Source organism: Burkholderia anthinoferrum, assembly GCF_002925705.1.
Lineage (GTDB): Bacteria > Pseudomonadota > Gammaproteobacteria > Burkholderiales > Burkholderiaceae > Burkholderia > Burkholderia semiarida.
The window spans coordinates 97,222-109,880 of record NZ_LFZP01000001.1 but is presented as its reverse complement, the minus strand read 5'-3'; the positions used below and the strand labels follow the sequence as shown (position 1 = coordinate 109,880).

The 12,659-nt window shown below is 67.3% G+C and carries 7 protein-coding genes and 1 pseudogene; 4 read left to right on the top strand and 4 right to left on the bottom strand.

Features of this window, described 5'->3' with window-relative positions:
- Nucleotides 1–6: 6 nt before the first annotated feature.
- Both C5F75_RS00545 and C5F75_RS00540 read right to left on the bottom strand, forming a co-directional pair.
- Nucleotides 7–1,161: a pyridoxal phosphate-dependent aminotransferase gene (locus tag C5F75_RS00545; protein ID WP_059580538.1), complete on the bottom strand. Its 1,155-nt coding sequence runs from the start codon at nucleotides 1,159–1,161 to the stop codon at nucleotides 7–9.
- Between the two features lie 208 nt (nucleotides 1,162–1,369).
- Entirely contained in the window at nucleotides 1,370–2,038 is a 669-nt protein-coding gene (locus tag C5F75_RS00540; RefSeq protein ID WP_059580535.1) for a TetR/AcrR family transcriptional regulator, read from the bottom strand.
- Nucleotides 2,039–2,156: 118 nt separating this feature from the next.
- Here C5F75_RS00540 and C5F75_RS00535 point away from each other — a divergent pair, with 118 nt between their 5' ends.
- The 4 genes and pseudogenes from C5F75_RS00535 (at nucleotide 2,157) to C5F75_RS00520 (ending at nucleotide 6,873) form a co-directional block, all read left to right on the top strand.
- Nucleotides 2,157–3,809: an acyl-CoA dehydrogenase family protein gene (locus C5F75_RS00535; RefSeq protein WP_059580533.1), complete on the top strand. Its 1,653-nt coding sequence runs from the start codon at nucleotides 2,157–2,159 to the stop codon at nucleotides 3,807–3,809.
- 50 nt (nucleotides 3,810–3,859) lie between these two features.
- The gene (locus C5F75_RS00530; RefSeq protein WP_059580531.1) at nucleotides 3,860–5,368 is read left to right on the top strand and encodes a class I adenylate-forming enzyme family protein; all 1,509 of its coding nucleotides are present in this window, start codon (nucleotides 3,860–3,862) and stop codon (nucleotides 5,366–5,368) included.
- A gap of 381 nt (nucleotides 5,369–5,749) precedes the next feature.
- Nucleotides 5,750–6,583 (top strand): annotated as a pseudogene (locus C5F75_RS00525) (RNase A-like domain-containing protein).
- Nucleotides 6,584–6,585: 2 nt separating this feature from the next.
- Complete coding sequence (locus tag C5F75_RS00520) at nucleotides 6,586–6,873, top strand: contact-dependent growth inhibition system immunity protein (RefSeq protein ID WP_063892429.1); 288 nt, start codon at nucleotides 6,586–6,588, stop codon at nucleotides 6,871–6,873.
- A gap of 289 nt (nucleotides 6,874–7,162) precedes the next feature.
- Here the strand turns inward: C5F75_RS00520 and C5F75_RS00515 are convergent, their stop codons facing one another.
- On the bottom strand, nucleotides 7,163–8,302 hold the full coding sequence (locus tag C5F75_RS00515; protein ID WP_059580526.1) for a branched-chain amino acid ABC transporter substrate-binding protein: 1,140 nt from the start codon (nucleotides 8,300–8,302) through the stop codon (nucleotides 7,163–7,165).
- Nucleotides 8,303–8,386: 84 nt separating this feature from the next.
- Nucleotides 8,387–12,319 (bottom strand): trifunctional transcriptional regulator/proline dehydrogenase/L-glutamate gamma-semialdehyde dehydrogenase, encoded by a 3,933-nt coding sequence (putA, locus tag C5F75_RS00510; RefSeq protein ID WP_059580522.1) that lies wholly within the window; start codon nucleotides 12,317–12,319, stop codon nucleotides 8,387–8,389.
- Nucleotides 12,320–12,659 lie beyond the last annotated feature (340 nt).

Here is a 12,659-nt window from a genome sequence, read left to right as displayed (position 1 = left end):
GTTGTCCTACAGCGAACGCAGCCGCCGCGCGCCTTCGACCAGCGTCGCGTCGTCCTTCGAAAAACTGAGCCGGATCACGCCGGCGTCAGTGCCGTCGGTATAGAACGCCGACAGCGGAATCGTCGCGACCCGCGCGTCGCGGATCAGGCGCAGCACGAAATCGCTGTCGCTTTCGTCCGAGAAGTGGCGAAAGCGCGCGAGCATGAAGAACGAGCCTTCGCTCGGCAGCAGCTCGAAACGCGACTCGGCCAGCTCGCGCGCGAGCAGGTCGCGCTTGGCCTGGTAGAACGCCGACAGGCCGAGGTAGCTGTCCGGCCGCGCGAGGATTTCCGCGAACGCGATCTGCATCGGCGTGTCGGCCGAGAACACCATGAACTGGTGCACCTTGCGGATCTCGTCCATCAGCTCGGCCGGCGCGAGGCAATGGCCGACCCGCCAGCCGGTCACGTGGAACGACTTGCCGAACGACGACACGATCACGCTGCGCTCGGCCAGCTCGCGGTGGCGCGCGACGCTCTGGTGCCGCGCGCCGTCGAACACGACGTGTTCGTAGACTTCGTCGGACAGCACCACGATCCCCGTGTCGCGTGTGAGCTGCGCGAGCCGCTCCAGATCGTCGGCGGAGAACACGGTCGCGGTCGGGTTGTGCGGCGTGTTGACGATGATCATCCGCGTGCGCGGCGTGATGGCCGCGGCCACCTCGTCCCAGTTCACGCGGAAATGCTCGGGCGACAGCTTGATCGCGACCGGTGTCGCGCCCTGCAGCCGCACGATCGGCGCATAGCTGTCGAACGATGGCTCGAAATAGATCACCTCGTCGCCCGGGTGCACGAGCGCGCTGATCGCCGCATAGAGCCCTTCGCTCGCGCTCGCGATCACCGTGATCTCGGTCGCCGGGTCGTAGCGCGCGCCGTACAGCGCCTCGGTCTTCTCGGCGAGCCGCTCGCGCAGCGCGATCACGCCGGCCATCGGCGCGTACTGGTTGTGACCGTCGCGCATCGCGCGCGCGACGCCTTCGACGAGCGCCGGATCGGGCGCGAAATTGGGCGCGCCCTGCGACAGGTTCAACGCGTCGTGTTGAGCAGCCAGTTGGCCGATCACCGTGAAGATCGTCGTCCCGACGTCGGGCAGTTTCGAACGGGGCGCGGTGGCGCTTCGCATGACTCCTCCTCCTGATGTCCTTCGGGCGGGCCGCGCCACGCGCGGCACCGCATCTGCCGCATGATTTAGCCCGAGCCAATATCGGCGGACAATCGAAAGTTCGTCATGAAGGCCATGCATTTTTCTCATGGCTTGGAGGGAGAAGCACGCAACGGCACGGCCGGCTCGACGGGCCGACATGCAAATCCGGCATTTCCCCTACGAAAGGCTAGGCGTCGGCCGTCGCGAAATACGCGAGCAGCACGGCCCGCAGTTCGCGGCGTTGCGCGGCGAAATCGAGCGCGGGCCCGAGCGTCAGCAGCGCCTGCGACAGCCCGCCGTAACAGATCGTCTGGGCCATCCGCGCGATCCCGTCGAGCCGTTCGGCCGGCGGCGGATCGGCCGCGTGCGCGAGCGCATCGCGCCACAGCGCGACATAGGCGTCGTAATGCCGGCGATACGCGGCCAGCGGCGACACCTGCCGCTCCAGCGCGAACAGCGCACCCCACAGCGCCGCGTCGGCGGCGATCGCATCGACCTGGAGGTCGACCAGCGCGGCGGCGAGCGCCGCCCGCGGCGCGCCGCGCAGCCGCTGCGCCGTGTCGCGCAGCCGGTCGGCCAGCGCCAGCACGCGGCGGTGGATACAGAGCGCCGCGAGGCTCTGCTTGTCGCCGAAATACTCGTAGAAGGTGCCGATGCTGACGCCCGCGACGGCCGCGATCTCGCGGATCGTCGCCTTCGCGTAGCCGCGTTCGAGCAAAAGCTGAACGAACGCCTGTTGCAGCGCGTCGGAGCTCGCCTGCGCGCGCGACTGGCGCGGCCGGCGGCGCAACGCGGGCGCGGGTTGCGCCGCCGGCGAGCCGGGCGGCGCCGGAACCTGAACATGTCGCGGCGGCATATTTGCTACTCTGAATTCAGCAGGGAACACGTTTTACCGGCAGCCGGAACCCGCGCCGAAGCGCCTTGCGCGGCACGACGCCGGCTGACCGCGAAGCACGAGACCGGAGACAACCGCGATGACCGACCCGACTCACGCCGTCACGAACCAGTTCGACGAACTCGTCGACTATAACCTCTTCGCGACGGATCTCGCGCTGCGCGACGCGCTCGTCCGGGCCGGCGCCGAGTGGGCCGTGCCGCAGCTCGACGCGTACGGCGCGCGGCTCGGCAGCGCCGACACCGCGCAACTCGCCGACGAAGCGAACCGGCACACACCGGAGCTGAACGCGTTCGACCGGCGCGGCCGGCGCATCGATCGCGTCGACTTCCACCCCGCCTGGCACGCGCTGCTCGGCCAGTACCGCCGCGAAGGCTTCGTGTCGCTCGCGTTCCGCGAGTCGCGCCGCGGCCGCTGGGCCGCGACGGCCGCCGGCTTCTATCTGCACGGCCAGATCGAGGCCGGCACGCTGTGCCCGGCGACGATGACGCAGGCCGCGATCCCCGTGCTGCAAAAGGAACCCGCGCTGTGGGACCTGCTGCGCGACAAGCTCTACAGCGACGATTACGATCCGCGCGACGTGCCGATCGCCGCCAAGCGCGCGATCTGGTTCGGCATGGGCATGACCGAGAAGCAGGGCGGCTCCGACGTGCGCGCGAACACGACGCTCGCCACGCCGGTCGGCGCGGGCGGGCGCGGCGGCGAATACCGGCTGCGCGGCCACAAGTGGTTCTTCTCCGCGCCGATGTGCGACGCGCACCTCGTCGTCGCGCGCACCGAAGCCGGCGGCCCGTCGTGCTTCTACGTGCCGCGCTGGCGGCCGGACGGCACGAAGAACGCGGTCGAGATCCAGCGGCTGAAGAACAAGGTCGGCAACCGCAGCAATTCGAGCAGCGAGATCGAGCTGAACGACGCGTGGGGAATCATGCTCGGCGACGAAGGCCGCGGCATTCCGACCATCATCGAGATGGCGACGTACACGCGGCTGAACTGCGTGCTCGGCAGCGCGGCGATGCTGCGCCAGGGCGTCGTGCAGGCGATCGCGTACACGCGCCAGCGTCACGCATTCGGCCGCGCGCTCGCCGAGCAGCCGCTGATGCGCACCGTGCTCGCCGATCTCGCGCTCGAAAGCGAGGCGGCACTGTCGCTCGCGATGCGGCTCGCCGACGCGTTCGAGCGCGACGACTCGCCGCGCGAACGTGCATGGAAACGGATCGTCACGCCCGCCGCGAAATTCTGGGTCTGCAAGCGCGCGGTCGAGCTGACCGGCGAGGTGATGGAAGTGTTCGGCGGCAACGGCTACGTCGACGACGGCCCGATCGCGCGCCTCTTCCGCGAGGCGCCCGTCAACTCGATCTGGGAAGGCTCGGGCAACGTGATGTGCCTCGACGTGCTACGCGCGGTGTCGCGCGAGCCCGACGCGGCCGCAGCGCTGTTCGACGAACTGGCCGACCTCGGTGCGGGCGAACCGCGCATTCGCGCGGCGCTCGACGCGCTGCGCGCGATGCTCGCCGCCCCGGCCGACACGCTCGAAGCGTCGGGCCGCGTGTTCGCGCAACGGCTCGCGCTCGTCGCGCAGGGGTGCCTGCTGCGCCGCGATGCGCCGGCGGCCGTCGCCGACGCGTTCGTCGCGACGCGGCTCGTCGCGCCCGACTGGGGCCGCATCGCGGGCGGCTTCGATCCGCATGCGATCGACGTCGCCGCGCTGCTGCAGCGCGCGTACCCGGCCTGACGCCGGCCCGTTCACCCGAATTCGCGTTCGTTCGCTCGCCCGGAGCCTCGATGAACCTCGTCGCCGCCCTCGACCGCGCCGCCCGTGCGACGCCCGACAAACCGTTCCTCGTCAGCGAATCCGCGACGATCACGTATGCGGCCGCGCGCGAGCGTTCGCACCGCGCGGCGGCCGTGCTGAGCGCGCTCGGCGTCGCGGCCGGCGACCGCGTCGCCGCGATGTGCTTCAACACGCCGGCCTTCGTCGACCTGATGTTCGGCGCATGGCGGCTCGGCGCGGCGTTCGTGCCGATCAACCACAAGCTGCAGGCGCCGGAAGTCGACTACGTGCTCGAACACAGCCGCAGCACCGCACTGCTGTTCGACGTGGCGCTCGCGCCGGTGGTCGAGCGCGTCGTGCATCCGGCGCGGCGGCTCGTGACCGAGGGCGAGCTCGACGGCGTGCCGAACTTCGACACGATGTGCGCGACGATGGACGGCCTCGCGGGCATCGAGCCGGCCGACGGCGACATCGCGCAGATCCTCTACACGTCCGGCACGACCGGCCGCCCGAAGGGTTGCGTGCACAGTCATCGCACGGTGACGCTCGCGGCGATGCAGGCGGCGCTCGCGACCGGCATCGGCCGTGACGAACGCACGTTGATGGCGATGCCGATCTGGCATTCGTCGCCGCTGAACAACTGGTTCGGCGGCACGCTGTATGCGGGCGGCACCGTCGTGCTGCTGCGCGAATACCATCCGCTGCGCTTCCTGCAGACCGTCGAGCGCGAGCGCGTGACGCTGTATTTCGGCGCTCCGGTGTCGTATACGCTGCCGCTCGACACGATCGACGGCTTCGCGGCGTTCGACCTGTCGAGCGTGCGCGCGTGGCTGTACGGCGGCGGTCCGATCGGCGCCGCGCAGGCCGAACGGCTTGCCCGTGCGTATCGCAGTCACGCGTTCTTTCAGGTGTACGGAATGACGGAAGCGGGGCCCGCCGGCACGACGCTGTATCCGGACGAGCAGATCGCGAAGGCCGGCTCGATAGGCCGCCACGGCGGCCCGGGCGTCGACCTGAGGGTGGTGCGGATGGACGGCGTCGATGCGCGGCCGGGCGAGACCGGCGAGATCTGGTTGAAGGCCGACAGCATGATGCTCGGCTATCTCGACGACGCGGCCGCCACGCACGCCGCATTCGCGCCGGGCGGCTGGTATCGCACCGGCGACATCGCGCGGATCGATCAGGATCGCTATCTGTTCATCGTCGACCGGCTGAAGGACATGATCGTCACCGGCGGCGAGAACGTCTATTCGAAGGAAGTGGAGGACGTGCTCGGCGCGCATCCGGACATCGTTGAAGCGGCCGTCGTCGGCGTTCCGCATCCGGACTGGGGCGAGACGGTCGTCGCGCATGTGGTGATGCGGGCGAACGCAGCGCCCGATGCGGATGCGCTGCGCACGTTCTGCGGCGAGCGGCTCGCGGCGTACAAGATTCCGCGCGAGTTCGCGTTCGTGCAGGCGCTGCCGCGCACGCCGACGGGCAAGTTGCAGAAGTTCTTGCTGCGCGGGCGGCGTGAATAACGGTGACGCACGAGCGAGTCGCGCAACGGGCGTCGACGTGACACCGGCCATATTGGTCTTCGCGCAACGGCAGGTACTTCGTCGAAGCGCTCCTTCCTGATACTTGCCGGTGTATGCCCTCGCCCGGCGAATCGAATTGATGCCGGAACAGGCACATCTCCGGCCTTCCGACGAAAAGCGTAAGTGCCCGACTGACGTGGATGTGGGAGCCAGTTGCGCCAACGTCCGTGTGGCCTTCATTTACCGTTTGTGACGTTTCGATCCAGCGACAAGCCGCGTCGGCTCAGGGATTCGCTCCGTTAGCGCCAATCTCGAAAAATATCCATTCAATCAATGTATTAACGTCGTTTCTTTCATTTTTATTTCCATATGAGAGAAACGATGCGCGAGGACCACGATGGTGAAGTTCGGGTCATACTGAGCGCGGCCCAGTTGGCTGCCGTACTGAAGCGCCAGACGATCAATCCGGGCGAGATGTTGAGCAACCGGTTATGGGGCGGCCTGCACGTCGTGGGCGGCGTGCTTGAGATGGCAGGCGCTGCGGCGTTGTGCGTCGCGCCGGAACCGACCGGCCTCACCAAACTCGGTTGTGTCGCGTTCGGCGTACACGGCGCCGACACGGCGGCAGCCGGCCTGAACCAGGTCTGGACTGGGCGACAGACGAGCGCGCTATTGCAACACGGCGTGAGCAAGCTGGTCGAAGCGGCGAAAGCGCCGCCGGAGATGGCCGATCATGTCGGGCTGTCGCTGGATCTCGCGGTGCCGTTCGGGCTCGCGGGCGCGATCAAGGCGATTCGAGCGTCGAGTATCACCGTGGGGCGGATCAATTTGATGCAGCATGAGGCAAGCGCCGCAAACCCACGGCTGGGTGGCCATACGATTGCCAGGCATGTGGGAAAAAGTGAAGCTTATCTCCGGTCCCGACTCAAAAATGAACCCTCGAAAGAGTTTGTATCGTCATTTTCGAGCCTGGCAGAGGCGGAATGGGCCATTTCGAGTGCCATGCAGCAAAACGCGGCCCGAATTGTTGCGTGAGCTCAGTCCACCTCGAGGGCCCCTCTCGTGCTCAATGAAAACGTCGGACGAAGCGTCGGTTATGGGTTGAGCAGGGACAATGAGATCATCGGAAATCTAAGCCGCGTTCAGATCGTCTTGAAGGCACAGTCATTCAACGGAATGCCTTTCTATATTGTCACGTCGTATTTGACCAAATGAAAATGAACGCACAGGAATACCCTCGACTTTTCACTCTTTTAGGGTCCTATCTGGGGCAGGATTCGGACCTCTGGGGAAGTACTTTCGATGAAATCATCACGTGCTACAAAAACGAAGGCACGCGAGCGGAAGCACTCGAATTGCTGCACGAAATAGAGTTATTTCAGCAGCGTTTTGGTTCCGATCTGGATGGAGTGTTCCTGGAAACCTATGGGCATGATTTCAATCCCCAACTGTGGGGATTCACCACTGCGTCATTTTTCGACGCACTGAGGAAAAACCTGCAATAGTAGCCATCAAATTCGCGGCGCAGAACTACTGCCACGTAACGGGAGCATGCGTGACGCCCTCCACGGAATCGCAGGGCCGCGTCAACTGACCAATGCAATCCCGGACGCTGTGATGGCAACTAACGTCATGCTGTCGCCAGCCACGGCGATAACGCATTGACGTCCACATGTGGCGGCCCTGCTTCACCAAAGAAAAAGCCACCCGGCCCAACGGCCCGGTGGCTTTTTCGCATGAGGCGCGGGACGACGCGTTGCAACGCCGCCCGCGCGTCGCATCACATCGAACTGCTTACTTCCCGCCGATGCTCTTCAGCGGCTTCCACTCACCCTTCTCGACCTTGTACATCGTGATGCCGCCGTTCTTCAGGTCGCCCTTCGCGTCGTACGCGACGTGCGTCGACGTGACGCCGGCCATGTCGGTCTTCGCGAGCACCGGCAGGTACTTCGCCGGATCGGTCGAATCGGCCTTCTTCATCGCGTTCAGCATCGCCATCGCGCCGTCGTACGCGTACGGCGAGTACGTCTGCACGTCTTCGCCGAAACGCTTCTTGTACTTGTCGGCGTAAGCCTTACCGCCCGGCATTTCTTCCAGCGGCAGGCCGGCCAGCGACGCGATCGTGCCTTCGGCCGCGTTGCCCGCGATCTTCAGGAACGTCGGCGTCTTCACCATTTCGCCGCTCATCAGCGGAGCGGTGATGCCGAGCGCCTTCATCTGCTTGACCATCGGCGCTGCCTGCGAATCCGCGCCGCCGTAGTAGACGAGGTCCGGCTTCGCCGCCTTCAGCTTCGTCAGAATCGCCTTGAAGTCGACAGCCTTGTCGTTCGTGAATTCACGGTCGACGATCGTCGCGCCGCCGGCTTTCGCGGCCTTCTCGAACTGGTCGGCGAGACCCTGGCCGTAGGCCGTGCGATCGTCGACGATCGCGATCTTCTTCATGCCGAGATCCTTCGATGCGAACGCGCCGGCCACCGAGCCCTGCTGCGTGTCGGACGTCATCATGCGGAAGGTCGTCTTGTAGCCTTGCTGCGTGTATTCCGGCGCCGTCGCCATCGCGATTTCCGGAATGCCCGCGTTCGCGTAGATGCGCGAGGCGGGAATCGTCGTGCCCGAGTTGAAGTGGCCGAGCATGCCCTTGATGCCGTCGTCGACCAGCTTCTGCGCGACCGTCGTGCCCGTGCGCGGGTCAGCCTGGTCGTCCTGCGTGCTCAGCACGAACTTCACCGGCTTGCCGCCGATCTTCGGGTTCGTCGCGTTGAAGTCTTCCAGCGCGAGCACGATCCCGTTCTGCATATCCTTGCCGTAGTGCGCCTGCGCGCCCGTCATCGGCCCTGCGTAACCGATCTTCACGTCATCCGCATGGGCCGTCCCCGCCAGCGACATGACCGCGACGAACGTCGCGCCTGCCACCTTTTTCATCGTGTGTTGCATAGCATCTCCTTGGTACCAGGGTAAATGAAGCAGCTTCGGGATCGCCTTGCCGCTTCCTTTGTTTGATCCGAACGGCAAGGATGATCAGCCGATCGTCATCAAATTCGCATTGCCGCCCGCCGCGGCCGTATTCACGCTCACCGAGCGCTCCGTCAGGAGCCGTTCGAGCGCGTAGTCTTCCGCATCGCCGTTCTCGAACGCGCCCGCCGACACGCCCTGCACCGACACGATCGGGCCCGGCCGCTGCGCGACGTCCTTCACGAGCGTCTGCAGCTCGTCGCTGTCGCCCTCGAACAGCACCGCGTCGAACGGCGCGTCGGCCTGCTTGCGCACGGCCGCGTGCGCCTTCAGCGACGCCGGCAGCGCGGCCACCAGCGCCTCGCCCGCCGCGCCGGCGAACAGCGCGCGGTTGCCCGTCGCCAGCACCGCCGCGAACTGCGCACGCGCGCCGCCCGGCGTCGCCGCGACACACAGCACCGTGCCGCGCGGGCCGAGTGTATACGTGTTTCGCTCGCCCGTCGGCCCGCTCAGCACGGCGGTCGCGCCGGCCGGAACCTGTGCGAGGTAGCCGTCGCAGCGTGCGGCCAGCGCCGGCTCGCGCTGCTCGATCAGCCAGTCGCGCAACGTCGCGAGCGCCGCCGCCGGGTTGCCGCGCGCATCGTTTTCGGTCGCGCCGTCCGCCACCAGCGACTGCGCGAGCGAGCGCGGCAGGCCCGACGGACGCGTCGCGAGCAGGCGCTGCAGGTACAGCGCGCCGCCGGCCTTCGGGCCCGTGCCCGACAGCCCTTCGCCGCCGAACGGCTGCACGCCGACCACCGCGCCGATCACGTTGCGGTTCACGTAGATGTTGCCCACGTGCGCATTCGAGATCACGTGCGCGATCGTCTCGTCGATCCGCGTGTGGATGCCGAGCGTCAGCCCGTAGCCCGTCGCGCGAATCTGCTCGAGCAGCTTGTCGAGCTGGCTGCGGCGGTAGCGCACCACGTGCAGCACGGGGCCGAACACTTCACGCTTGAGCTCGTCGATGCTGCCAATCTCGATCAGCGTCGGCGGCACGAAGGTGCCGTGCGCGCACGCGTCCGGCATCGGCAGTTGCGTGACCGCGTGGCCCTTGTCCTTCATCGCCGCGACGTGCGCGTCGATCGTCTGCTTCGCTTCGGCGTCGATCACCGGGCCGACGTCGGTCGACAGGCGGTCGGGGTTGCCGAGCGACAGCTCGTGCATCGCGCCCTTGAGCATCGTCAGCGTGCGGTCCGCGACGTCGTCCTGCAGACACAGAACGCGCAGCGCCGAACACCGTTGACCGGCCGAGTCGAACGACGACTGCATCACGTCCGCGACGACCTGCTCCGCGAGCGCCGACGAGTCGACGATCATCGCGTTCTGGCCGCCCGTCTCCGCGATCAGCGGAATCGGCTTGCCGTCCGGGTCGAGGCGCGCGGCGAGCGTCTTGTTGATCAGGCGCGCGACTTCGGTCGAGCCCGTGAACATCACCGCCCGCGTGCGTGGATCGGCGACCAGCGCCGCGCCGACGGTCTCGCCGGTGCCCGGCAGCAGTTGCACCGCGCCGGCCGGCACGCCGGCCTCGCGCAGCAGCCGCACGGCCTGCGCGGCGATCAGCGGCGTCTGTTCGGCCGGCTTCGCGAGCACCGTGTTGCCGGCGGCGAGCGCCGCGGCCACCTGGCCCATGAAGATCGCGAGCGGGAAGTTCCACGGGCTGATGCAGACCACGGGGCCGAGCGGACGGTGCGTGTCGTTCGAGAATTCGCCGCGGATCTGCGCCGCGTAGTAGCGCAGGAAGTCGACCGCTTCGCGGATCTCGGCGATCGCGTTCGGCAACGACTTGCCAGCTTCGCGCACGATCAGGCCCATCAGCGTGTGCATCTGCGCTTCGAGCAGGTCGGCCGCGCGCACCAGGCAATCGGCGCGCGCATCGACCGGCGTCGCCTGCCAGATCGGCGCGGCGGCCACCGCGTGCGCGAGCGCCGCGCTCACGTGTTCGGCCGTCGCTTCGCTGACCGTGCCGACCACGTCGCGCTGGTCGGCCGGGTTGCGCACGTCGCGCGCCGGTGCGTCGGCGAGCGCGTCGTCGGCGAGCATCGGCGCCGCGCGCCACGGGTGATGCGCGCTCGCGAGCAGCGCGGACGACAGCGACGCGAGACGGTGTTCGTTCGACAGGTCGAGGCCCATCGAATTGGGACGCTCGTCGCCGTACAGGTTGCGCGGCAGCGGGATCTTCGCGTGCGGCGCGCCGAGCGGCACGACCTTCGACGCTTCATCGACCGGGTCGGCGACCAGTTCCTTCACCGACACCGTTTTATCGGCGATGCGGTTCACGAACGACGTGTTCGCGCCGTTTTCCAGCAGGCGGCGCACCAGGTACGCGAGCAGCGTCTCGTGCGTGCCGACCGGCGCGTACACGCGGCACGGGCGGTTCAGCTTGTCGCGGCCCGTGACTTCCTCGTACAGCGGCTCGCCCATCCCGTGCAGGCACTGGAATTCGTACTGGCCCGGGTAGTAGTTCTGGCCGGCCAGGTGATAGATCGCGGCCAGCGTGTACGCGTTGTGCGTCGCGAACTGCGGGTAGACCGCGTCGGGCGCCGCGAGCAGCTTCTTCGCGCACGCGAGGTACGACACGTCGGTGTAAATCTTGCGCGTATAGACCGGATAGCCTTCGAGGCCGTCGACCTGCGCGCGCTTGATTTCGGTATCCCAGTACGCGCCCTTCACGAGGCGGATCATCAGGCGGTGGCGGCTGCGGCGCGCGAGATCGATCAGGTAGTCGATCACGAACGGGCAGCGCTTCTGGTAGCCCTGCACGACGAAGCCGATGCCGTTCCAGCCCGCGAGCTCCGGATCGAAGCACAGCGCCTCGAGCAGGTCGAGCGACAGTTCGAGCCGGTCGGCTTCTTCCGCGTCGATGTTCAGGCCGATGTCGTAGCGGCGCGCGAGCAGCGCGAGCGCGCGCACGCGCGGCAGCAGCTCGCTCATCGTGCGGTCCTGCTGCGAGCGCGAGTAGCGCGCGTGCAGCGCCGACAGCTTGATCGAGATGCCCGGGCCTTCGTAGATGCCGCGGCCGCCGGCCGCCTTGCCGATCGCGTGGATCGCCTGTTCGTACGACGCGTAGTAGCGCTGCGCGTCCTCTTCGGTCGTCGCCGCTTCGCCGAGCATGTCGTACGAGTAGCGGAAGCCGCGCGCTTCGTACTTGCGGCTGTTCGCGAGCGCTTCGGAAATCGTCTCGCCGGTGACGAACTGCTCACCCATCAGGCGCATCGCCATGTCGACGCCCTTGCGGATCAGCGGCTCGCCGCCGCGGCCGATCAGGCGCGTGAGCGCCGACGACAGCCCCGCTTCGCTGTTGGTCGTCACGAGCTTGCCGGTGATCATCAGCCCCCAGGTGGCCGCGTTCACGAACAGCGACGGCGCGTGGCCGACGTGCGAGCGCCAGTCGCCCTTGCTGATCTTGTCGCGGATCAGCGCGTCGCGCGTCGCGCGATCGGGAATGCGCAGCAGCGCTTCGGCGAGGCACATCAGCGCGACGCCTTCCTGGCTCGACAGCGAGAACTCGTGGATCAGCCCTTCGACGCCGCCGCCCGAGCTTTTCTCGCGCAGCGCCTCGACCAGCTTCGTCGCGAGCGTCTGCACGTCCGCCTGCAGGTTCGCGGGCAAGCGCGCCTGGCCGAGCAGGAACGGCACGCACTCCGGTTCCGGGCGGCGGTACGCGGCCGTGATCGCCGCGCGCAGCACCGATTGCGGCTGCACGTTCTGCGCGAACTCGAGGAACGGATGCGGCGAGTTGTCGTCGTCGCCGTCCGCGGACTGACCGTCAGCGAGCTCCGTCACGCCGCTGTGGCCCGACAGCTCGGGCGGCAACTGGCCGTGCTCGATCCGCTCCAGATACGCGAAGATCGCCTGCTTGATCAGCCAGTGGGGAGTGCGCTCGAGACGCGCGGCGGCGTCCTTGAGGCGCGAGCGAAGAAGGTCGTCGACCTTGACGCCGAGAGTCGTGCTTGCCATGGTGGGTTCGTGCGCCGGTGCGAGCCCGGCAGTGTGGTGTAAGAGGATGCGCGAAATCCTACGGCACGCAATAAAAAGGTGCAACCAAATAAAGAGATGGGTTGCACCCATAAGTTAGTCAATATAATCAACCACTTATGCGGTTGCAACCTAGGGGTTGCCCGTGGTCCGGGGATCGGTGTTTTCCCTGATCGGGCCGGTTCGGCACGCGTGTGCAACCTTCGGCATGCGCGAAAGCGGCCGAAAGCAGGTTGCACTGGATGAGGTGACGTGCCGCGGCGCCCGCGTTGGGCCGGCGTTGGGCCCGCGTTGGGCCCGCGTTGGGCACGCGCTGGAGACG